The following is a 24,292-nucleotide window of genomic DNA, read 5'->3' as shown; positions in this document are numbered from 1 at the left end:
CGCTGTTAAATAAAAAGGCTAACTGTCAAATCCGCTATCAACTCACTTATCAATCAACCACCCTTGCTTAGTCGCATAATCAATCTGTTTTGTTAGCCACTCATGGATACTCGGAAAACTGTCTTTAATAAAACCATGCGCGCCAGCAACTTGCGAGCGTGTAACGTTAGCATCAATCCAGGTTTTTCCATTGGTATTTAAATTAAGCAAAAACGGTAACAAGCGATCAACCACCCTCAGCAGCTGGGTTTCTTTACTATGACCCGTTTCCTGCTCTTCCCAAACGTCACTTAAATCAGCAATCCCATTGCCACGCTCACTTTGTAATCGAGTAATTCCGGCACGCTCATCAACGTGCGCATCACCACGGCTATCGGCGTATAAAAAAGTATCGCCAGCATCAATCTCACCCAAATCATGTATCAGTGCCATTTTGAGCAATTTCTCATGGCTAACATCAAGCTCAAACAACTCAGCGATTGACCAACATGCCATCGCCAAATGCCAAGAATGTTCGGCGGAATTTTCCAATCGAGTCGTACCCGTCACATAGCTGCGCCGATTGACACGTTTAAGGGCATCAAGCTCTAATAAAAAATGCGTCACGTCATCGATATCGATATTTAAGGCGAGCTTTGGATTGGGTAATGGTGTTTGCTTGGTTGCTAATGTGGCGTTTGCTGAAATGGTTTCTAACGGCATGGCTTGCTCTGCTTTAATCGGTGAATGGTTAGCGCTATATCTAACTCTAATCTTTATGCAAAGGTGCTTATTATAGTAGATATTTTACGCGTGCTACTAACCATCTATTTTTTTCGACGGGCGATAATGGCAAGTGTCTTAATTTTTTATTGTTTAAAACTAAACTAATGCTCATAATAAGGCGAAAGGCGATGCATAAGACTATAGACAAGGCTATGCACAAAATAGTGGATAATGACCTGCACCAGACAAGAATATGTCGATGCCACCCACCACTGAGGCCACAACGCGTGCTAATTCATCAACTGCAACTTCAGCACGTATTCAGAAAAAACCACCTAATAAATGGCTTATTATCGCAGGCTTCTCTCTTTTACTGGGGGTCAATCAGTTTTTATGGCTGACCTTTGCGACCATCGTAATTAGCACCGAGGCACATTTTGGCGTTAATGATTTTTTCGCCAATTTATTAACCTTGATGTTCCCTATTGTCTTTGTGCTGCTCGCGATTCATTCTGGCAAAGTGCTCGATAATATCGGCTATAAAAAAATCGTCAGCTTAGCGGCGCTGCTTATGCTGATAGGCTCAATCATACGCTGGTTGGGTGCTGATCATTATTGGCTAGTATTTGCAGGGCAATTACTGATCGCCATTGCTCAGCCGTATATCACCAATGCTATCAATCAAGCGACTTCTGACTGGTTTGATAAATCGCAAATTGCCACGGTAACGGGCGTCATTATGGGCGGGATGTTTTTGGCGACTGCCCTTGGTGCTTTTGCCCCTGCCCCATTAATAAAGGCATTTGGTTTCTCTGGCATGCTACTTATCAATGTTATTATTACGGCGGTGGCGGTAGTAGGCTTTTTATTAGTGGTCGCTGAAAAACCCAAACAACAAGATAGCGCTATCTCACTGCATGAAATCGAATCGCTATTAAAAAACAAACGGCTATGGTTTATCTCATTAGCGGTGTTTATTGCGATGGGTTATTTTAATGGGCTGAGTAACTGGATTGCGCCTATTCTTGCGCCGCGCGGTATTGATGAAGCGACGGCGGGCATCATTACTGCCATGCTGATCGTCGGCGGTATTTTAGGGGCATTAGTGATTCCGCTACTATCAGATTACCTGCAAAAACGGCGCATTTTTTTAATATTGGCAACGCTAATTGGTGCTAGCGCCACCTATCCTTTACTATATTTAACGACAGGAATGACGACTTTATTGTTCAGCTTTATATTAGGATTTTCCTTGTTGGCAGGTTATCCATTACTGATTGCCGCCGCTGAAGATACCGTACACGCTTCACAAGCGGCTAAAGCAGTTGCTATGCTAATGATGATGGGCAATCTAGGTGGCGTTATGATGGTGTTGCTCATGCAGGGCGTGAAAGGACTGACAGGCAGTTGGACGCCGACTGGTTGGGTACTGATTATTGCCGTCGCTTTAGCCACTTTTTTAGTCTTAAAAATACAGGATAAGCCAGCGATTAAATCTACTGTTAAACCAACTTCAAACGTTGTTTAAAAGCGTTATTTTAAATCGTTACTTAAAGGCGAAAAAAGTTAGGGCGTGTCCTCATTTTAAAAATGGTGATAAAAATGAGATAAATTGTAGCCAAACAAGGAAAATAGTGCAGTTAATATCGGGATATTACCAAGCTATTTGACGAAGTTTGGTGAAATTTAGCCATTTTCAGACCATTTAGATGTCCATCGATTGAATTGAGAACACGCTCTAGTATTCAAAAAAGATAGCGCCTAAGTCTTAAGCGCTATCTTTTGTTATTAAGCATTAAAAAAAGTGTTTTATAACCACTCAATCCGCTTAATTAAGTCACTTAATCAAATTACTAATGGTCTTAAAAGCAGGGTCTTTACTACTGCGACATAATTCAAAAAGAATGGATTCTACCGTACTAATCACGCCACCAGCGCGGCGGATACGGCGAATCGCTTGCTTCTTATCATAAGGAAAGCGCGAGCCAACCGCATCACCAATAATCACTGGCTGCATGCCATTATCGAGCAAATCAAGCGCCGTTTGCATGACACAGACATGCGCCTCCATCCCAAATAATAGAACAATGCTACGATTTTGTTGGGCTAGATAATGCCACGAATCGTCATTATCACAAGCGCTAAAAGTGACTTTCTCAAAGCTTTTGGCATTATCACCTTCTAGCACATCACGTATCTCAGGCAGGGTATCGCCAAGTCCTTTTTTGTACTGCTCATTGAGCATAATAGGAATATCAAGCGCTTGCAGCCCTTTGATTAGCGTGACGGTCTTTTTGACAATATTTTCATGGTCATAGATATGCGGCGTTAAGCGTTCTTGAACATCGATAATCATCGCTTGGGTATTTTCACGGGCGATACGATAAGTGCGATCGGTAATCATGGTAGACATAGTACACTCCTTGTACGACTGATATTAATAGGTAAAGGCGACGCTATATTTGGCCTCTATATCATTATTATTAAACCTAGCTCTTATTTAGTCATAGTTTGCTGAGGGCGTCAATGGAGATAATTTTTATTAACAACTTATGAACGTTGCGTCATAGATACCTCGTTATTGTTTATAAATAAAAAAGCCCCCAATCGCTTGATTGGAGGCTCCTTTTAAAATGCTAAAATATTGCAAAGCTAATACAGTCTAAGAATTACACACGCTCAATAATGGTCGCGATACCTTGACCAAGACCGATACACATCGTTGCTAGACCAATTTCAGTATCTGACTGCTCCATGGCGTTTAACAAGGTAACGGTGATACGAGCACCTGAACAACCTAGTGGATGACCTAGTGCAATCGCGCCACCGTTGATGTTGACGATGTCTTGCTTGTCCGATAAGTTCAAGGCTTTAAGTACTGACAAGCCTTGCGCTGCAAACGCTTCGTTTAGCTCGATGGTTTGCATATCATCGATGCTCATGCCAGCGCGCTTAAGTGCTTTTTGGGTAGCCGGTACAGGACCGTAACCCATGATAGCGGCATCACAACCAGCAACAGCCATGCTGCGAATACGAGCACGAGGCTTAAGACCTAAGTCTTTGGCTTTTTGTGCGCTCATGACTAACATTGCTGACGCACCGTCAGATAATGCAGATGAGGTCGCAGCAGTGACCGTACCGCCTTTAGGATCAAAGGCTGGACGTAACTTTTGCATTTGCTCCATCGTTGCATCTGGACGAATCACTTCATCAACGGTACATAGTTGCAAGCGACCAGCAGCATCATGACCTTCGATACCGATGATTTCATTGTCAAAACGACCTTCAGTCGTTGCAGCCCATGCGCGGCGATGTGACTCAAGACCAAAGGCATCTTGCTCTTCACGAGTGATATTGTTCATACGACCAAGCATTTCAGCAGTCAAGCCCATCATGTTTGAGGCTTTTGCATAGTGCTTTGACGCTTCAGGGTTGAGATCAACGCCATGCATCATGCCGACGTGACCCATGTGCTCTACACCACCGATGATGAAAACGTCACCTTGGTTGGTCATGATTTGCGCGGCAGCAGTGTGTAGCGCCTGCATAGATGAACCACATAGACGGTTAACAGTTTGGCCGCCAGCAGTCTTTGGAATACCAGCCAGCAGACCGATGTTACGACCGATGTTCAAACCTTGCTCTAAAGTCTGGTTTACACAGCCCCAGATGATGTCTTCGACGTCACGTGGGTCAAAGTCATTACGCTCAACTAAGGCACGTACTAGCTCAGCTGATAAGCTATCAGCGCGAACGTGGCGGAACATACCGTTTTTAGATTTACCCATTGCTGAGCGTACGCCATCTACGATGACCACGTCTTTTGGACTTAAAATTGTCATACTATCTTCCTTTTCAATTTTTATTGTCAGTGTAGTCAGTTGATTTTAATGCTATGACTGCGTCAATCTCGCTTAAAGTACAATAGGTACCTCTGCGCTCGATTTTCTTGTACTGGCCTAAATTCAACCAACTATAATCGTACGTCTGCTATTAAAGAATATTGGCATTAAGGAGCATAAATAACTAATTTTCTCTCAGCCTTAATAACAAACGTACGGCACTTCATCCTAGTAATGACTGCCCATTACGCCGTGGCGTAAAAGGTCTCGCCTGCTGCTGCCATGTCGCGAATCTTTTGCGGGGCTTCATAGGCTTTGCCAAGGTATGCGTATTTTTCACACAGCGCCAAGTAGTTATCTAGACCCATTTGGTCGATATAACGGCAAGGGCCACCGCGGAATGGTGGGAAACCAACGCCCATAATCATCGCCATATCGGCTTCAGATGGCGTGCTGACGATATTATCTTCTAGGCAACGTACAGTCTCATTACAGAAAGCAAGCATGGTACGGTCGATAATCGCTTGATCATCAAAGGTTTGCTTGTCGCTATCAGTGGTAGTTTTTAATAGCTCATAAGTCGCTTCATCAGCAACTTTTTTAGGCTTGCCGCGTTTGTCCATCTCATACTTATAGAAACCGACGCCGTTTTTCTGACCTAGGCGTTTGTTTTCGTATAAATGCTCGATAGCACCTTTATAATCAGGCTTCATGCGGTCAGGGAAACCTTCTGCCATGACTTCTGCGCCGTGTACGCCAGTATCTAAACCAACGACGTCGATTAGATACGCAGGACCCATAGGCCAGCCGAATTTTTCCATGACTTTATCGACATGAGCAAAATCCGCACCTTGCTTAAGGAGCAAGTCAAAGGCACCAAAGTATGGGAATAACACACGGTTTACCAAGAAACCTGGGCAGTCGTTCACGACGACAGGCACTTTACCCATTTTTGTGGCCAAAGCAACGGTCGTTGAAATAGCTTCTTCAGAAGATTTTTCACCGCGAATAACTTCTACTAGCGGCATACGGTTTACTGGGTTGAAAAAATGCATACCAACGAAGTTTTCTGGACGCTCTAGGGCTTCCGCTAAGAAAGTAATAGAAATCGTTGAAGTGTTTGACGCTAGGATACAATCGTCTTTAACCAAGCCTTCGACTTCTTTTAGTACCGCACGCTTCACGTTTGGATTTTCTACCACCGCTTCGATAACGATATCAGTCTCAGCAAAGTCACCATAGTTCAAAGTCGGACGGATACGGCTTAACGTTTCGCCCATTTTTGCTGGGGTCATCTTGCCACGTTCAACCATTTTGCCAAGTAGCTTGCTGGCTTCGCCCATACCAAGGTCTAATTGCTCAGACTTGATGTCTTTCATAATGATTGGCAAGCCTTTGCTGGCTGCCTGATAAGCGATACCGCCGCCCATGATACCCGCGCCAAGTACGGCCGCTTCATTGATTTCATGTGCTTTTTTGCTGTGCTGCTTAGCTAATTTTTTGACCAACTGATCGTTTAAGAACAGACCAACCAAGCTTTCTGCTTGCGGGGTTTTCGCCGCTTTTGCGAAGTAAGTTGCTTCCACTTCGATTGCTTTATCACGTGGCAGATTTACATGTTTTTCAATTGCTTCAATAGCGATTGCTGGCGCTGGGTACTGCTTAGGATTGGCTTTGGCAAAAATCATACCTTTTGCGCTGTTAAATGCCATCGCTTGCTCAAGCTGGTTTAGCTTAACAGGCGCAAGCTTCTCTTCACGCTTTGCTTGCCAATCAAGCTCACCTGAGATACATTTTTTGACCAGATCAATCGCTGCATCTTGTAAATCATCGGCAGGAACAGTCGCATCCACTAAGCCAAGTTTTAACGCATCAAGTGCTTTCTTTGGTGTACCAGTAGCGATAAGCTCAAGCGCATTGTCGATACCAATGATACGGGTACTACGAACCGTACCACCAAAACCTGGGAAAATACCCAATTGGGTTTCTGGTAGACCGATGATGGCTTTGTCGCTCATGACGCGGTATTCACAAACCAAGGTCATCTCACAACCACCGCCAAGCGCTGCGCCATTGATAGCGGCTACTTTTGGAAACGGCAAATCTTCAAAACGGTTAAAGGCGTCGTTGATGTTAACAACCCAGTCTTTGATTTCGCTTTCTGGCTTTTTAAAAGAGCCGACGAATTCTGTGATATCAGCACCAGCGATAAATACGCCTTTGCTCGACGTCACGATAAGACCCTTTACGTTATCCGCTTTTTCTAAAGCAGTAACCGCTTCGCCAAATTGCTTATTGGTTTCAGCATCAAACTTGTTCACGCTCTCATTTTCGGCGTTGTACTGCATGTTGGCGATGCCATCCTCTAGCATTGTCACCGTGATGCGATTTCCTTGGTATACCATTTGAAACTCCTTGCTATATAACGAAAGCTACGTTTTAAAATTAAAAGTTTTAAAATTAAAGCACATAGCCAGTTATTGTTAGTAAAACGAGTAATAACACTGCCAACCTACTGCCTTATAAAGTCAGTATAAAGTAAGCAGTGAAGGTGTCTTTATTATCCAGCGCTCATGCTTATATATTCATGTTCTATGCCGAATGTTACCGCGTTAGCACAACTGAATACGGCGCTTTATTTATATACGATTGTTGCCGGTATGCTGTGATAAATCCTAATGGTGCGAATACCAGTCGTATAAATACTGACTGAATATTGAGCTGATATGTCACATAGATAAGGGCTAAAAACCCACCTGCTAAGCACCAGACCATTTTCAAGCCAATTAGTGTAGGGGATTATGCCCCCGACTGTCACAAGCTAATACCATACTCGCAAGTCACTCTTAAGTCGATACTAGCCCTTTACCTTGCTGCCAAGGTGCTTTAAGTGACTGCTTGTATACTGAGATTATATACTGACAATCATGCTTTTAACGCTTATAAATAGCGCTTATTTATCGATAAGCGCTATCCCTTATCAAAACATATCCAACCGCCAAGATACATCGCCCATACGTAACGAAGGCTTGTTGTATTATTTCCAGCTTTTTTAAGCAGGTTTTTTAACACTAAAGCGCCAAAAATGTTTCATTGATAATACCCGCTCGCTAAGGAATATAATCTATCATGCTACACTAGCACTATTTTTATTATTCACCTGATAGATGGTTGGGTTATGACTGTTTCTGTTTCTACTTCTTCTACTAATACGCCAAGCCTGATGCCTGCAAGACTCGTATCTTTTGCTGGCTTTGATAACAACACCGAGCAATTTCATAGCGCCGTGCGCGCGCAACTGTCGCAAGATATCGAAGTGCTGTTTGCTTACGCTGAGCTGCCAAGCCCGCTGATTGATGCCTGCCGTTATGTGATGACCGGTCAAGGTAAATTGGTACGTCCGTTATTGGTCGCCAGCGCCTTTGATAGTGTCAATCAAAGCAATGCTAATGACGGCGCTAATGACAATGTTAATGTTAATGACAGCGCTAATAACAATGTTAGTAATGACGATGAAAGCGCGGATAAAAGCACTGATAGAAGAACCACTTATAATAGCGATTTAGAATCACTACTAGAAAACGACTCCGATTATGATATGTGTCGCCGTGCGGCATTGGCAGTAGAGCTGTTGCATACCTATTCATTGGTACATGATGACTTGCCATGTATGGACGATGACGAGCTGCGCCGTGGTCAGCCGACCGCGCATATCGTCTTTGAAGAATCAACTGCCCTGCTGGCCGGTGACGTGCTACAGACGCTCGCTTTCGAAGTATTGACCGCAGAGCTGCCAACCTTTGCGCCGTTTGACTCAGCTATCGCAAGCCAGCTCATCGCGATATTTGCACCGCGTGCCAGACGTATGGTTTCGGGTCAAATGCTCGACCTTAATGCCGAAGCTACTACTGGTATTTCACAAAGCGACTTGGAAGCCATCCACCGTGATAAAACGGGCGCATTGATTGAAGCGGCTATGCTGATGGGTGGTATTTGTGCTGGCGCGACCGCTCCACAGCGTATGGCTCTACAAGAGTGTGCGCAGCATATTGGACTCGCCTTTCAGGTACAAGACGATATTTTAGACGTCACCACCAGCACCGATACGCTTGGTAAACCTGCTGGCAGTGATGAAAAATTGGATAAATCTACCTACGTAAAATTGATGGGCGTTGAGCAGGCAACCAGCTATGCGCAATCGCTATTTAATGACGGACGCGCAGCCATTATTCGCGAGTTGAGCAGCCGTGAGCTGAGTGGCAAAAAAGACAGTGCAAACAACAACGCACTATTGGCACTCATTGAATGGCTATGGGCACGTAAAAAGTAAGCTTATTAATGATAAATTAAAAATAGCAAAGGGTGGTCAACATGGACAGTACCCCTACTCCGCGTATTTACCTTGGCACCGGCGGTTATAGCGATACCGACTTACTCGGCACGCTATATCCCACTGGTACCAAAAAAACCGACTTCTTACGCGAATACGCCAAGCAATACGGCGCGGTGGAAATTAATAGCACTTTCTACGCGCCCATCGGACAAAAAGCCTTTGCTGGCATGGTCGATAAAGCCTACGTGCAAGCAGACAGTGAATTGAAGTTCGCGGTCAAGCTGCATCAAGACTTTACTCATGCGCGCAAGGGCACAGCCGAACACGCCCAAGCATTTATTACTGCCCTCTCGCCACTGATCGAAGCCAACGCTCTCGCGCCACTACTACTGCAATTCCCACACGGCTTTGACCGTACCCGTGAGCATCGGTTGTATCTGGCAAACCTTGTCAGTTGGTTTCAAGATTATCCACTAGCCGTTGAGTTTCGTCATAATGGTTGGCATACCCCGCAAGTGGTCGATAGTTTTGTCAAACAAGGTCTGATTTGGTGTAGCGTCGATTATCCAAAAGTCAGCGGTCTACCACCGTCACGATTGATATTTACCGAGCGCACGGGCTACCTGCGTATGCATGGTAATAATCTAAACTGGTGGGATGCGATGAGTGCCGCTGACCGCCATGATTATCGCTATAGCGAGGCGGAAATGCAGGACTGGGCGCAAGCGATTGCCAATCAGCGTCAGCATTTTGATACGCTCTATATTTTCTTTCAAAATACCGTCAATGCGCATGCGTACTATAATATTGCGATGTTACGTGAGGCGTTGGGTAAGTTTGGGTTTGAAGTACTTTGATTTTTAATATAAATTTTCCGTTAGTATATTGTTTTATCTAGTCAACTTATGGAGCAGCAGATGTTGCCAGAACATGGAAGTAAAAAATTTAAGTGCCCACATTGTCATACTATTGCTACTCAAGAGTGGTCTAATGCATTTAAAATTAGTATAACTTCTACAGAAATACTTGATAATATTTATCTAGACTACAGATCACAAGTTCAAGATTACGCTCAAGAAGAAATTTCTAGATTCATAAGCAAATCACAGAAGATGTTTAGAGATAATATTTATAATCTTCTTCCAAAAGATTTTTCAGTGGCTACTTGTATTTCATGTGAAAAATTCACATTGTGGGTAAACAAAGAGATTGTCTTTCCTAGAAAAACAGTAATTCCACCACCTAATGAAGATTTAGAAGAAAGTATAAAAGATCTTTATATGGAAGCGGCAACTATCTTAGTGGATTCGCCAAAAGGTTCTACCGCTCTTCTACGGCTAGCTCTTCAAATGCTATTAAAGCAAGTAGGCAAAAGTGGTAAGAAAATCAATGATGATATAGGAGAACTAGTATCGGAAGGGTTAAGTCCTAAAATACAACAAGCTTTAGACCTACTTAGAGTAATAGGTAATAATGCTGTTCATCCTGGGTAAATAAATTTAGATGATAATGCGGAAGTTGCCGAAAAATTATTTAGTATTTTAAACTTTATCGCTGATGAGCTGATTACGAAACCAAAAGAGCTAGAAGTCTTATATGCAGACTTAATTCCTTTAGAGACGCAAGAACACATTAAACAAAGAGATAAGCAAAAATAGATGGTTAGTTTCTAAAATTCAAACCAAAAAAAGGACGCCTCTCAGCGTCCTTTTTTATTAATCAAACTACTTAGTGGTTAAAGATTACTCTTCAACACCAGCATCTTGACCTTTATATTTTGCGTTTGCGTAGTCCCAGTTCACTAGTTTGTCTAGGAACGTGTCCACATAGTCAGGACGACGGTTACGATAATCGATGTAGTACGCATGTTCCCACACGTCACAAGTCAATACCGCTACTTGGTCATGTGCAAGTGGCGTATCAGCGTTAGCTGTTTTGGCGATAGACAATTTGCCACCGACTTTATCAGCGACTAGCCACGCCCAACCTGAACCGAACTGAGTCAATGCTGCGTTTTTGAACTCTTCACGGAACTTGTCATAGCTGCCGAAGTCTTCTTCGATTTTAGCTTTTAGATCGCCAGTAGGTTCGCCACCGCCATTGTCTGGCGTCATGCAATTCCAATAGAACGTGTGGTTCCATACTTGGGCTGCTTGGTTAAACATACCTTGCTTGCTGTCATCTTTAGCGGTTGCTACGATGATTTCTGACAAAGTTTTGTCTTCTAGACCAGAACCTGGTAGCAATTCGTTTAACTTAGTCACATATGCGTTGTGATGCTTATCATGATGGTATTCTAGCGTTTCAGCACTGATATGTGGCTCTAGCGCGTCTTTTGCATACGGTAGTTCTGGTAATGTAATCTTTGACATATTATTTTATCCTTGCTGGTTTAGCCATTAGTATTAGGTATAGCTTAAAACGAACGCTATAAATTATGAGACTAAATTGGCTTAGTTTATTGTTAGAGAAATTTAACACTCACTAGGCTAACACATAATGCGGTAAACCTAAAAAAGCGCTAAATTTGAAAGTTATCTTAAGCGAGCAACACTTAATAGTTATTATATCGTTAAATACGAGAAATTTTAAACACTCAAGCTTTTAAATGCCAAGTCATTAAACATCAAAACTATCAAATACCAAAACAGGGACTTAAAAACCATTATTACCGTTTAAAACTATTTACTAACGATTAAAGCTATTATTAACTTTAAGTTCACAAGCTATAAGATATAATTCACTGTAGCTTGTTGCCTATTATAGCAATAGTGACGACAAATATCAGTTACCAAATGTTATGAATCAGCGATTCGTTATGCTAATTGGTAATTTAGCCGATGCTAGCCTAGAATATGCACGTATAAGCGACTCAATTACGGACAAAGAATATGAATCAAGCCAGTGTCACAGAGACTCATCAACAAGCATCCACCTTAAATGATTCAAATCCAGACACACCACAAAACCAATGGGTGCTCGCCAGTAACAATAAAGGCAAACTTGCTGAGTTTACCCGCCTATTTGCTGAGGCAGATTTGGATGTAACGATTGTCCCGCAAGGTCAGCTTGATATCGACGATGCAATCGAGGATGGATTAAGCTTCGTTGAGAACGCCATTATCAAAGCCCGTCATGCCAGCCGAGCAAGCGGATTACCTGCGATTGCTGATGATTCAGGGTTATGCGTGCCAGCATTGGGCAATGCACCCGGTATCTACTCTGCCCGCTATGCAGGCGAGCACGGCAATGACAGTAAAAATAATGCTAAGCTTGTTGCCGACTTGCAGCCTATCCGTGCAGCACAGCCTGATGCCGCTATTAAAGGCATGTTCGTTTGCGTATTGGCGATGGTACGTCATGCCGATGACCCGTTACCGATTATCGCTCAAGGTTTATGGCACGGTGAGATTTTGGCGGCGCCGCATGGTGATGGCGGTTTTGGTTATGACCCGCTGTTTTGGTTGCCAGAACTGCAAGCAACGGCGGCAAGCCTCAGCGCGGCGGATAAAAATAGTATCAGTCATCGTGGTCAGGCGATTGAGCAATTATTGGCGCAACTGCCTTTATTGTCTTTATAAAAACAATTCTGCCTTATAAAAGCAATCCGAATAAAAGCAGTCCTACCTTATCGTCGATCCATAGCGTTTACTGCTTTGCTATGTTAATACCGATAATAGTTAATACCGATAATACGACAATATTAACCCAGTAATTTTATTTGAACGGACGATAGCAGCGCTGCCCTATTTAGACCGCAAACAGATAATTTTTACTTTGATAAACAGATGGATTATACTGTTCTACTTTTAAAATTTTGTTGAAAGCCGTTATTTGTCTGTATAATCGCGCAAAAAGCGTTATTATGCGACCTATTCATGGTTAATATTGATATCAGATAGCGTCTATTCAGATAAAGCGTTTCACATTTTTGTGTCAGCAGCGATTGCTACGGGCACGGACTGCGAAATTGCGCGCTATCAATATCCCCTATTTATTCCAACGGCAATCGGTAACACCCGCCCGTATTTTGAGGCACGGTTGTCTATTACTATTTAACCCTAAGTACTATTTAATCAAACGTACTATTAAATCCTAAAGGTGTAATGAACATGGCTACAGATTTACAAGTTACAACCAACAAGCTATCTAACAAAGAAACTCAGCTAACGGTTAAAGTACCCGTTGAAAAAATTCAAAACAAAGTTGAAGGCCGTATTCGCCAAGTTGCGAAAACTGCCAAGATTGACGGTTTCCGTAAAGGTAACGTCCCTATGTCACATATCCGTTCACAGTACGGTGCTGGCATTCAACAAGAAGTTATCAACGATGTGATCCGTGATACCGTTTTTGAAGCGATCAAATCGGAAGACATCCGCGCCGTTGGCATGCCTAACATCGATGATGTAAAACTTGAAGATGATTTCTTGGTTTATCAAGCCACTGTTGAAATTTTCCCAGAAATCGACGTGCAAGGTATTGATGAGATCGAAGTTGAGCGTCACACAGCGACGGTTAGCGATGAAGACGTTGACACCATGATTGAAAACCTACAAAAACAACGTGAAGAATTCGTTGAGAAAAAAGGTAAAGCGGCCAAAGACAACCAAGTAACGTTTGACTTTGAAGGCTCAATCGACGGCGAAAAATTCGAAGGCGGTTCTGCTGAAGACTTCAAATTGGTTATCGGTAGCAACCAGATGATTCCAGGCTTTGAAGATGGTATCAAAGGCATGAAAGCTGGCGAAGAAAAAGTCATTGACGTGACTTTCCCAGAAGATTACCAAGCTGAAAACTTGGCTGGTAAAGAAGCCCAGTTCAAAATCAACGTAAAATTGGTTGAAAAATCAAAACTACCTGAAATCAACGAAGAGTTCCTAGAGCTATTCGGTGTTAAAGAAGGCGGCGTTGAGAAATTAAAAGAAGACGTGCGTAAAAACATGGAACGCGAAATCAAAAATGCGGCGCGTAGCCAAGTAAAACAAGCGACCTTTGATGCGCTACTAGAAAAGAACGAGTTTGACGTACCAAACGCCATGCTAGAGCAAGAAATCGAGCGTCAACGCAACATGATGATGCAACGTTTTTCTCAGCAGTTCGGTGCCAACGCTGATAGCTTCGATAAAGACATGCTGCCAAATGAGCTGTTCGAAGAGCAAGCGCTACGTGCTGCCCGTCTTGGCATCATCGTTGCTCGCGTTATCGACACCAAAGGCTTAGAAGTAGATCAAGAGCGTGTTGAAAGCTTTATCAAAGAAGCCGCTGAAAACTACGAAGATCCAGCAGAAGTCATCGAGTACTACACCAATGACAAGCAGCAACGCGCTAACATTGAGTCTGTGGTTCTAGAAGACCAAGTGGTTGATTATTTAATCGAGCAAGGCAAAGTAACTGACAAAGAAGTCAGCTACCAAGACTTGCTAGCCGCTCAGCAACAACAGCAGCAAGGTATGTAATTTAGTAAGATAACTTGGCAATTTGCTATTAATGGCACATTGCTACTCTTACTGCAAAAATGCTAAAAACAATACCCTAATACAATGCCCTAACATCTTGTTAGGGCATTTTTATTGCAAGCTTATAAATTACTGGCTTATTAGCTACTTTTACCTGGTGTTTATTGCTACTGCCCTTGATAAATGGGCACAGACGCCTTATTAATAGGGAGTCATTTATCATTTGTCACATTAAAAAGTTACTATTGCCGCCATAAAAAAGTTACCATTAGCTCAATTATTTTTAGCGGCTACTATTTTTGACAGCTGCTATTTCTAGCAAGTAGATGGAATAACTTTTAAGCGCCGCCTTAAATCACGAATATGATTGGCGACTTGCTAGCGATATTTAGAGCATTTAATTGAACCGAATAGGTTTTATTAACAGGCAGCTTTTATTCATAGGCGGCAATGTTTACAATGATAACCACCATAAAAATTTAGCCAACAGCTAGCCTATACCTCTTTACTTTATGTACTTATAAACAGGACATCTTTATGACAGATTATGATCGCATCACTGCTAACCCGCATTTTGATATGTTGATGAGTGCGCACACCACTGCCCAAAGCGCACAATATAACCAAAGCACGCCACAAGCCGCATTGGTTCCAATGGTGGTTGAGCAGTCAGCGCGCGGTGAACGCTCGTTTGATATTTTCTCACGCCTATTACGTGAGCGTGTTATCTTTTTGACCGGTCAAGTTGAAGACCATATGGCCAATCTTATCGTCGCGCAGTTATTATTCTTAGAAGCAGAAAACCCTGATAAAGATATCCATTTATATATCAACTCACCAGGCGGCTCAGTAAGTGCTGGTTTGGCTATTTTTGATACCATGAACTTTATCAAACCTGAAGTTTCGACCATTTGTATGGGCGGCGCTTATAGCATGGGTTCATTCTTATTAGCCGCTGGCGAAAAAGGCAAACGTTATGCCCTGGCCAACTCGCGCGTGATGATTCACCAGCCTTCAGGCGGCGCGCAAGGTCAAGCAACCGATATCGAAATTAATGCGCGTGAAATTCTAAAAACGCGTGCTCGCTTGAACGAGATTTTGGCTGAGCGTACCGGTCAACCCGTCGAGAAAATCGAAAAAGACGTTGAGCGTGACTATTGGTTAGATGCCAAAGAAGCCAAAGAATACGGTCTGGTTGACGAAGTATTAGAGCGTCGCCCGACTTCTCTATAAGCGCTTTAATAGCAGCCGTCTAAGAGACTTTAAAACATCAGATGCCTAAGCGCGATAGGGTAAGAGAAAATATATTAAGTGCCCGGCGCTTTTGCATCGATGTCCATAATCAGAATATTGATCAGTATAAAATTTTAGGAGTGCCTGCATATGGCAGAAGATAACACCCCGCAGTGTTCGTTTTGCGGCAAAGAAAAAAGTGAAGTAAAGCAGCTGATTGCCGCTGACGACGCCAATATCTGTAATGAATGTATTGAGCTATGTACAGACCTGATTGCCGATAGCGCCGAAGATGGTGACGACGACAGCGATATTGATACCTCTTGGGTCAATAAAAAGCTGCCAACACCAAAAGAGCTACGTGCCAAGCTTGACGAATATGTCATCGGGCAAGATGCGGCCAAAAAAGCCTTGGCGGTTGCGGTTTATAACCATTATAAACGTTTAAAAGTCAGTCAAACTTTAGCCAATGACAGCAAAAAAGCTAAAATCGGTGCTGATGATGCCATGGTTGAATTGGCAAAAAGTAATATCTTGCTAATCGGTCCAACCGGTTCTGGTAAAACCTTGCTAGCGCAAACTCTAGCGCGCTTGCTTGATGTGCCCTTTGCGATGGCAGATGCCACGACTTTAACTGAAGCCGGTTATGTCGGTGAAGATGTCGAAAACATCGTGCAAAAGCTATTACAAGCCTCAGATTATGATGTCAGTAAAGCTGAGCAAGGTATCATTTATATCGATGAGATTGATAAAATCAGCAAAAAAGGCGACAACCCATCTATCACTCGTGACGTATCAGGTGAAGGTGTGCAGCAAGCCTTGCTTAAGCTTATCGAAGGCACGGTTGCCGCTATTCCGCCACACGGTGGTCGCAAGCATCCACAGCAAGAGCTTATCCAAGTTGACACCAGTAATATCTTAATCATCGTTGGTGGTGCGTTTGCCGGTCTTGATAAAGTGATTCAGCAGCGTACTGAAAAAACAGGTATTGGCTTTAATGCCGATGTCAGCTCAAAAGACGATAGTAAACGTAGCTCAGAGCTACTGCAACAAGTAGAGCCGGAAGATTTAATCAAGTTCGGTCTTATCCCAGAGCTGATCGGTCGTCTTCCTGTGCTTGCTGCGCTCACAGAGCTAGACGAAGACGCTTTGGTTCAGATTTTGACGGAACCAAAGAATGCGTTGGTCAAGCAGTACAAGTACCTGTTTGATATGGAAGGCGCTGACATTACCTTTACCAAAGAAGCACTCGATGCGATTGCTAAAAAAGCAATGGCACGCAAAACAGGTGCCCGTGGTCTGCGCTCTATCGTAGAAAATGCTCTACTTGAAACCATGTATGAGCTGCCTTCAATGGAAAATGCTAAGACCGTACTCGTTGATGAAGCAGTAATCAACGACGGTAAAATCCCTGAAATCACCTTCTCTAACGGTGACTCAGAACAGATAGCGATAGACGCTTAAAAGGTCTTATCTGCTCTATTGAAGCGGTAATTAAAATAAAAGTGTCTAGTGTAAATTATACTAGACACTTTTTTATGTCCGCTTACTTCTCATTTTATTTTTTGCAGCTAATGTAGTGGGTAAAAATGACAGCCGCGTTTATCAATTGCTATCAGCGCTTATCATCAATCATGCTAAAGTAGAAATACCAATATTATTAATGATACAAAGGACTGTTTATCATGCTTAACACTGTTTCTGGAAATGTCTCTGCAATCGCAACCTCACTACGCCAACATCTGCCTTTTTCCTCTCACCAAGACCATGACATTACCCCCTATTACCGCAACCATGTCGCCGCTATCACTGGCGCTGGCTCTGGCATGGGGCGCGAGCTTGCCATTCATTTAGCAAAAATGGGCTGCCATGTGGCGCTATCAGATATCAATGCTGAGCAATTGGCACAAACCAAAGAGTTACTGGTCGGCTATGATGTCAAAGTCACCACCACGGTACTTGACGTCTCAGATAATAAAGCCGTCGAAGCGTGGGCGGATAGCGTGATGGCGGAGCATGGTAAAGTAAACTTTATCTTTAATAATGCGGGCGTGGCGCTTTATTCAAGCGTAGAAGGTAGCAGCATTAGCGAGCTTGAATGGGTCATGGATATCAACTTTTGGGGCGTGGTTTACGGCACCAAGGCGTTTTTGCCATTGATTAAAAACAGCGTGAAAGAAAGCGAAATTGATGGTGGTAAAAAAGACAGCAAAGCACGTAAGTTTAACGAACATGGTCATATTATTAACATCTCAAGCTTGTTTGGTTTGACCGCACAACCGTCACAGTCTGCTTATAACGCCAGCAAGTTTGCCGTACGTGGCTTTACTGAAAGTCTGCGTCAAGAGCTAGATATTCAGCGCTGCGGCGTCTCAGCGACCTGTATTCATCCCGGTGGCATCAAAACCAATATCGCCAATAGCGCCCGTGGTAACGACAGTATCAGCGACCTTGGCATGCGTAGCGGCCGCAAAGCCATCAGTAGTTTTAATAAATTTTTAAAATTTGATGCCAGCGCCGCCGCTTGGGTTATTTTACAGGCCGCCGCAACCAATCAGCCACGCTGCTTAATTGGCAATGATGCCAAAATGATAGATGCTGTCCAGCGCGTATTCCCAGCACGCTATAGCAAGGTATTGAATGACGTCAATAAGCTATCGCGTCAATTAAAAGGCAAAAAACGCGCAAAAACGGCTGACCGTAAAGCGGCGATTGCTAATTAATATAGCGGCAGATAAACAATAATAAGTTAAACAGCTGTCGTCTATTCGACTTAAAACCGATACAAAGTGCTAATGGGGTGAGTTTTTTGCAGCCTCTGTTAAGCCTGCGAACAGCAAGCAAGAAAAATCTATCCCATTAGCACAAGAATACTAACGTATCGATTTTATTTTGCAATTACTATATAAAAACATCTTCATCAAAAAAAAGCGCGTAAATATTTTCATATTTACGCGCTTTTTTAGTAAAAACAGTATGCCTTGCTATTTAGAACGTTCACCATCTGTTGGCATCATTTGTCGCTTTAGTGTTCTTTTTCAATTTAAAAACACTTTACGTATTTGTATTTGATACAATTATGTTACTAGCAAATTACAGATTAATTACTGGTCGAGTTTTGATAGGCAGAATCAAGCGGATTAATAGCTAATATTAGGCAGTAGCGATAAGCTGAATGATATGACGCCAACTATGTTGGCATTGATCAATACTGAAATCCGAGCCATTTATTTAGCTAAAATCTTAAAATAAGTTTTGCCATCATGACGACCAAACTATCATATAAATATAGATTTACATATTATTTTCTAACATAATGATATTCCAATGATAAACTTTCCACGTGCCAAGCCCTCCTCCCTGTTAGTAGCCACTATCTTTGCCATCAGTGCCGTCAGTATGACCGGCTGTAGTAATAACAATGAGACCAAAGCCGTTGACCGTTTGGAAGAAGCAGAAGCCTTGGCTCGCGTTAAAGCCCTCGAAGCCCGTGCCGAAACGCTAAAAGGTAATATGCCAGCTGCCAGTGATGTGAGCGCTAGCGCAGGCGGTGGTGATGCGGCAGGCGCAGCAGGCGGCAAGCCAGCGATTAATATGCCAGACGAATCTACCATTCCAGATGATGAGCGCGGTGCCGCCATTCGTCGAGGTTTACAGATTGTCAATCATACTTATAAAGAGATGCCAAATAACGTTGGTAACCAGCTCAACTGTACCAGCTGTCATTTAGGCAACGGCTCAGAAGCGTTTGCGGCGCCATGGAATGGTCTGCCGGGCATCTTCCCTATTTATCGTTCGCGCGGTGGTCGTATCAACTCCTTGCAAGAGCGTGTCAATGGTTGTTTTGAGCGCTCAATGGACGGTAAGGCGCTTGATTTGGGCTCCGATGATATGAACGCCATTATCTCTTATATGACTTGGCTGTCGCAAGATATGCCCGTCGGCGTATCTCCTGAAGGCCGCGGTTTTGTCAAAGTGAATAAAGAGTTAGAGCCAAACCCTGAAACGGGCGAAAAGCTATTTGCAGAAAAATGTAGCGTTTGTCACGGTGATAATGGCGAAGGTCAGTATAATGACGATGGTACTTATATCTATCCTGCGGTAGCTGGCGATAAATCCTTTAATGATGGCGCAGGGATGGCACGTACTTATACTGCCGCCGCCTTTATCAAAGGTAAAATGCCATTTGGACAAGGTAATACGCTAAGCGACCAAGAAGCGGTCGATATTGCCGCCTACTTTACCCACTTGCCACGCCCTGTAAAAGCCAATAAAGACAAAGATTGGCCGAACGGCGATGCACCAAAAGATGTCCGTCGTTAATTAAAAAAATGATAAGTGTTAGCATGAAAAAAAGCCCAGCTACTTAAATAGCTGGGCTTTTTTATAGTTATTGATGCTTAGTATAATTTGATTGATTTAATTTTAATTTAAGGCAGTTTCATATCGCCATCGACCAACCAACCAAGGCGGCGCATCACATAAGCGACCACCCCAGCGATAAGCGCAGGTAAAATAAACATCAATAAAATAATCGCCGTCCATAATTGGGCGCTACTCATAATACCTTGTGAGGCTTCAATGACACCAAATACCCCGACCAATCCTGCCGTACCCATACCAGCACCAGTCGCCGTACAAGCCAGCCCAAAGCCAACAGTTGCGATAGGACCAACAATAGCACTGGCGATAACGGCAGGCAATAAAACAATAGGTTTTCTAAGGACGTTAGGGATTTGTAGCATACTGGTGCCAAGTCCTTGGGATATGACGCCACTGACGCCGTTATCTTTAAAACTGGCCACCGCAAAACCAATCATATGCGCCGCACAGCCAACGACCGCCGCCCCGCCCGCTAAGCCGCCAAGCCCAATAGCGATACAGATAGCAGCGCTTGAGGTCGGTAGTGTTAATAGAATTCCAACGACGACTGCTATCACGATACCCATTAATAATGGCTGCAATTCAGTTGCGGCTTGAATGCCTTGACCAATCGCATTGACCGCAGCAACGACCGGAGGATTAAGCAGCGCACAGACGATTAGAGCCACCGTACATACTACTAACGGTATCAGCAAAATATCGAGTTTGGTTTTGCCCGCGACCCAAGTACCAGCACGATAAGCAAATACTGAGGTCAAATAAGCACCAATCGGATTACCGGGCACAGCAGCAAAGGTTGCTGGACCGGCTTCTTGCGCGATAAATAAGTTGCCGGCCATCAAAGCTTCAGAATGCGCACCAAGCATCCCTACAACCAAGCAGCTTAGCATCACCAAAGTTGGCGCTTTAAGATAATAAGCGATACCGACACCGATACCCGCACCCATTAATACTGAGGCCAGTTTTCCAACCGCAACCAAGGCGGGCAAGTTTAACCAGCCACCGATTTGCGAGATGATAAGACCGGCAATAAGGGTAACAAACAGTCCTAACGCCATCCCAGTGAAAGCATCAATGAAATACTTTTGGAAAAAAGCTCGAATCATACCGACGGGTGCAGTTTCTGAAGGAATCACAGTCATCATGATGCTCTTATGTTAAGTTTGATAAAAGATGCCAAAAAACATATCAAAAAAAAGGGATAAAAAAAGCGCCACCGTGACGCTTTTTTTATCAATGCTGTAAGTCTAACGACGCTGTTCGACAATGATAGAATCTATACCATTATTTTGTAGGCGTTGCTGGGCAGTGGCAACCGCTTGACGGTTATTCATCGGCCGTGAGATAACCTGATAGATAGGCAAACCATTACCCGTGGTATTTTTTACCACTCGAGCGTCCACACCCGCCATCAAGACTTGAGCACGGCGACGATCTGCTTCATCCGCATCGCCAAAGCTGTTAATTTGCAAAATATAAGTAGCAGGTTTGGCCGCTTGAATGCTTGCAGTACCAGCGCTGGGTTTGTTTGCAGCCGCGCCTGTATTCGCGCCTGTATTGTTGGCAGCTGGTGTGCCATCGTAAGTCGCATCTTCTTCAACGATGACAATATCGTCATCATTATTGCTGGTGGCTGCATTATTAGCATTGTTGCCACGATTCGGCTCAATAGTGGTATTTTCAGAGATGCCAAAGTTACCCGCATCAGTAGCGGGCGTCGTACTTTGAGGCTGATTAACGACTACATCTGGCTCAAAGTCAGTGATTTGACCTGCTTGGCTATCATCGCCTTCCCCAAAGTCTTCATCAGGAATCGTTGCCATCTCTTGATTGGGCAAAATATCATAAAACTCATAATCACCATTATCGGTGTCGGTATCGACTCGTTGCTGCACTTGTCTATCAGGGTCGGTACCGTCTTCGCTGCCCGCAGGACTAAAATTAAACAATGGTGAGAGGTATAAAAACACCCCAATCATGAGCGTCAACACCGCCCCAACAAACATCCATAATAAGCCTGACACACTACTTGTTTTGCGTTTTTCAGTGGCACCTTTTGGTTTTTTGGCTAACATGGATCTCGTTCTCCCTACTGAATATATCTATCGTTGTCGAATTATCAATGTTGAACTGTCATTGTTGAATTATCATTTTCGAATTGTTATTGCCAAATAGTCGTCGGCGAATGATGGCTAGCAGCCGTCTCTCTTTATACTACATACTAGACGGCGCAGACAAGCCCAATAAGCTAAGCCCATTACTCAATACCTGCCTAACCGCCTTAGATAAGCGTAGGCGAGCTTGCATCATATCCATCTCATCTTGGCTTGGCGTCTCACCCGAGGTCAAGCTGACGGGCAAGATGCGATTGCTATCGTACCAACCATGAAATAACGCCGCCAACTCTTTTAGATAGTTGGTTAAGATATGCGGCTCATAACCTGTCGCTGCACGTAGCAAGGTTGCCGGATAAGCGCCCAGTAATTTAATCAATTCCTCTTCGCTCGGTGCGGTTAATAACTCTTGCTTTTCAGCGCCAGTAATATCGTCTACTTGCAGACCACTGGTTTCTAGTTTTTCTAACACGCGGCAAACCCGTGCATGCGCATATTGGATATAGAAAACCAAGTTGTCTTTACTTTGCGATTTGGCAAGCTCTAAGTCAAAGTCGACGTGGACTTCAGGCTTACGGGCGACGTAATAGAAGCGCGCGGCATCGTTACCGACTTCATGACGCAGCTCACGTAAGGTGACAAATTTGCCCGAGCGCGACGACATTTGCACTTTTTCACTACCGCGCCATAAGGCGACAAACTGTACTAGCACCACATCAAGACGGTCGGCATCGATACCAAGCGCCGTTAACGCCGCTTTCACCCGTGGGACATAGCCATGATGGTCAGCGCCCCAAACATTAATGACTTTATCAAAACCGCGATCAAATTTATTTTTATGATAAGCGATATCAGAGGCAAAATAAGTGCTTTGACCATTGGCACGGCGAACGACACGGTCTTTTTCATCACCAAAATCGGTCGATTTAAACCAAATATTGCCATCTTTTTCGTACAAATAGCCTTTTTCATCTAGGATTTGTAAGACAGGCTCAATCTCGCTATCGATTGATCTTTCGCTAAACCAACATTCATAGCGGACGCCAAAGTCATTTAAGTCGTCTTTGATATCAGCCAAAATGCTGCTAAGCGCTGCATTTAAAAACAGCTCGTAGCCATCACCAAGCAAGGCTTTACTATTGGCAATCAGTCCGTCGATATGGGCTTCTTTATCGCCCGATAGCAGCACTTTTTCGCCGTCTGCATTTATCTCAAACTGTGCATCTGCTGGTACGTCTTTGGCAATTTCTGCAAAACTATGCACATAACTATCAGTGTGCTGGGTTTTTAGTGTTTGAGCAATATCACTAACATAATCGCCTTGATAGCCGTTGACTGGGAATGTGACTGGCTCAGCGTTGGCTTCTAGATAACGCAAATAAGTACTGGTCGCTAAAATATCCATTTGGCGACCGGCGTCATTAACATAATACTCACGCGTGACATCATAACCAATGGCTTCAAGCAAATTTGCTACGCTCATACCAAAGGCGGCACCGCGACCATGACCGACGTGCAAGCTAGACGTTGGATTGGCCGAGACAAATTCAACTTGGATTTTTTGACCTTTAAACTGCTTGCTTAAACCAAAGCGTTCTTGCAGCTTAAAGATATCGTCTAACACGGCGAATTTGGCTTCAGTATTTAAAAATACGTTGATAAAGCCAGGACCTGCGATTTCTACTTGGCGAATATTTTGGTTTTCAGGCAAGGCGTTGACGATTTTTTCAGCGAGCTGGCGTGGATTGGCTTTCGCAGCTTTGGCGGCCGTTAGCGCGATATTGCTCGCAAAATCACCATGACTGGTGTCTTTTGTCCGTGTAATTTGGCTGTTGTTTTGCCAATCAGCCGGTAGTTCGCCGTCATTTTTTAGGGCTTGGATGGCACTATCAAATAGTGAGGCGAGCGTATCAATTTGGGCTTGTGACATAGGACTATAAACTCAGATAAATGAACAAAAAAATTGGTGAAATATAAGATAATACAAAAAAAATAAGTAACCTATAAATATAACAACCTTTAGGCGCTATTGCACTATTTGAACCAAAAATAGCGTTAAAATTACCACTTTTATACTGGATAGGCATAGCTTAGGAGATGATGGCTATTATAGGCTGCAAATACAGGGTTGTTTAGGCTGATTGTAGCGTTACTGTTGCCTGACGTTAGCGAAATATTTATAGCGGCTCTATTCCGCGTTATAATGAAAAACAGTTACCGCCTGCT

19 protein-coding genes are annotated in these 24,292 nt (G+C 43.5%); 11 read left to right on the top strand and 8 right to left on the bottom strand.

The features are described 5' to 3' along the window. Positions 1-42: 42 nt before the first annotated feature. Entirely contained in the window at positions 43-702 is a 660-nt protein-coding gene (locus QJS82_RS00270; protein WP_281490836.1) for an HD domain-containing protein, read from the bottom strand. 262 nt (positions 703-964) lie between these two features. Between QJS82_RS00270 and QJS82_RS00265 the strand changes: the two genes are divergently transcribed. After that, positions 965-2,233 (top strand): MFS transporter, encoded by a 1,269-nt coding sequence (locus QJS82_RS00265; RefSeq protein ID WP_281490835.1) that lies wholly within the window; start codon positions 965-967, stop codon positions 2,231-2,233. A gap of 309 nt (positions 2,234-2,542) precedes the next feature. Here QJS82_RS00265 and QJS82_RS00260 read toward each other — a convergent pair whose 3' ends face one another. From QJS82_RS00260 to fadB, 3 genes are all read right to left on the bottom strand, one after another. Further along, positions 2,543-3,118 carry an isochorismatase family protein gene (locus QJS82_RS00260; RefSeq protein ID WP_144297790.1) on the bottom strand — a complete coding sequence of 192 codons (576 nt, stop codon included), beginning with the start codon at positions 3,116-3,118 and terminating at the stop codon, positions 2,543-2,545. A gap of 256 nt (positions 3,119-3,374) precedes the next feature. Further along, positions 3,375-4,547, bottom strand: a complete 1,173-nt coding sequence (fadA, locus tag QJS82_RS00255; protein WP_281490834.1) for an acetyl-CoA C-acyltransferase FadA — start codon at positions 4,545-4,547, stop codon at positions 3,375-3,377. 245 nt (positions 4,548-4,792) lie between these two features. After that, positions 4,793-6,952, bottom strand: coding sequence for a fatty acid oxidation complex subunit alpha FadB (gene fadB, locus QJS82_RS00250; RefSeq protein WP_281490833.1), 2,160 nt, complete (start codon positions 6,950-6,952; stop codon positions 4,793-4,795). Positions 6,953-7,770: 818 nt separating this feature from the next. On the opposite strand from fadB, the gene QJS82_RS00245 reads away from it, so the two are divergent. From QJS82_RS00245 to QJS82_RS00235, 3 genes are read left to right on the top strand one after another with little or no spacing between them, the layout of a single operon-like run. After that, on the top strand, positions 7,771-8,877 hold the full coding sequence (locus QJS82_RS00245) for a polyprenyl synthetase family protein (RefSeq protein ID WP_438656631.1): 1,107 nt from the start codon (positions 7,771-7,773) through the stop codon (positions 8,875-8,877). Between the two features lie 41 nt (positions 8,878-8,918). Next, the gene (locus tag QJS82_RS00240; protein ID WP_281490831.1) at positions 8,919-9,737 is read left to right on the top strand and encodes a DUF72 domain-containing protein; all 819 of its coding nucleotides are present in this window, start codon (positions 8,919-8,921) and stop codon (positions 9,735-9,737) included. Between the two features lie 60 nt (positions 9,738-9,797). Next, positions 9,798-10,373 carry a DUF4145 domain-containing protein gene (locus QJS82_RS00235; protein ID WP_281490830.1) on the top strand — a complete coding sequence of 192 codons (576 nt, stop codon included), beginning with the start codon at positions 9,798-9,800 and terminating at the stop codon, positions 10,371-10,373. 249 nt (positions 10,374-10,622) lie between these two features. Here the strand turns inward: QJS82_RS00235 and QJS82_RS00230 are convergent, their stop codons facing one another. Then, positions 10,623-11,252 (bottom strand): superoxide dismutase SodB, encoded by a 630-nt coding sequence (locus QJS82_RS00230; RefSeq protein WP_183621288.1) that lies wholly within the window; start codon positions 11,250-11,252, stop codon positions 10,623-10,625. Positions 11,253-11,771: 519 nt separating this feature from the next. Between QJS82_RS00230 and rdgB the strand changes: the two genes are divergently transcribed. The 7 genes from rdgB (at position 11,772) to QJS82_RS00195 (ending at position 19,892) form a co-directional block, all read left to right on the top strand. Further along, complete coding sequence (gene rdgB / locus QJS82_RS00225) at positions 11,772-12,461, top strand: RdgB/HAM1 family non-canonical purine NTP pyrophosphatase (RefSeq protein WP_281490829.1); 690 nt, start codon at positions 11,772-11,774, stop codon at positions 12,459-12,461. A 352-nt stretch (positions 12,462-12,813) separates the two neighbouring features. Then, entirely contained in the window at positions 12,814-12,939 is a 126-nt protein-coding gene (locus QJS82_RS00220; RefSeq protein WP_265089813.1) for a hypothetical protein, read from the top strand. 53 nt (positions 12,940-12,992) lie between these two features. Beyond that, positions 12,993-14,336, top strand: a complete 1,344-nt coding sequence (gene tig, locus QJS82_RS00215; protein ID WP_201565851.1) for a trigger factor — start codon at positions 12,993-12,995, stop codon at positions 14,334-14,336. Positions 14,337-14,921: 585 nt separating this feature from the next. Further along, positions 14,922-15,569, top strand: coding sequence for an ATP-dependent Clp endopeptidase proteolytic subunit ClpP (gene clpP / locus QJS82_RS00210; RefSeq protein WP_281491641.1), 648 nt, complete (start codon positions 14,922-14,924; stop codon positions 15,567-15,569). 150 nt (positions 15,570-15,719) lie between these two features. Next, positions 15,720-17,033, top strand: coding sequence for an ATP-dependent protease ATP-binding subunit ClpX (gene clpX / locus QJS82_RS00205; protein ID WP_201612622.1), 1,314 nt, complete (start codon positions 15,720-15,722; stop codon positions 17,031-17,033). A gap of 362 nt (positions 17,034-17,395) precedes the next feature. After that, positions 17,396-18,292 carry an SDR family NAD(P)-dependent oxidoreductase gene (locus QJS82_RS00200; protein ID WP_281491640.1) on the top strand — a complete coding sequence of 299 codons (897 nt, stop codon included), beginning with the start codon at positions 17,396-17,398 and terminating at the stop codon, positions 18,290-18,292. A 604-nt stretch (positions 18,293-18,896) separates the two neighbouring features. After that, on the top strand, positions 18,897-19,892 hold the full coding sequence (locus tag QJS82_RS00195) for a c-type cytochrome (protein WP_281490828.1): 996 nt from the start codon (positions 18,897-18,899) through the stop codon (positions 19,890-19,892). Positions 19,893-19,999: 107 nt separating this feature from the next. On the opposite strand, the gene QJS82_RS00190 is transcribed toward QJS82_RS00195, so the two are convergent. The 3 genes from QJS82_RS00190 to argS all read right to left on the bottom strand — a co-directional run bounded on the left by QJS82_RS00190 (position 20,000) and on the right by argS (position 23,996). Next, complete coding sequence (locus QJS82_RS00190) at positions 20,000-21,097, bottom strand: PTS sugar transporter subunit IIC (RefSeq protein ID WP_281490827.1); 1,098 nt, start codon at positions 21,095-21,097, stop codon at positions 20,000-20,002. Between the two features lie 102 nt (positions 21,098-21,199). Then, complete coding sequence (locus QJS82_RS00185) at positions 21,200-22,027, bottom strand: SPOR domain-containing protein (protein ID WP_201565183.1); 828 nt, start codon at positions 22,025-22,027, stop codon at positions 21,200-21,202. A 139-nt stretch (positions 22,028-22,166) separates the two neighbouring features. Then, a complete protein-coding gene (argS, locus tag QJS82_RS00180) occupies positions 22,167-23,996 on the bottom strand; it encodes an arginine--tRNA ligase (RefSeq protein WP_281490826.1) in 1,830 nt (609 codons plus the stop codon). Positions 23,997-24,292: the final 296 nt, after the last annotated feature.

The sequence above is a fragment of the Psychrobacter maritimus genome (assembly GCF_029953575.1).
Classification (GTDB): domain Bacteria; phylum Pseudomonadota; class Gammaproteobacteria; order Pseudomonadales; family Moraxellaceae; genus Psychrobacter; species Psychrobacter maritimus.
Note: the sequence above shows the minus strand (reverse complement) of the source record. Positions and strands in the feature narration are given on the sequence as shown.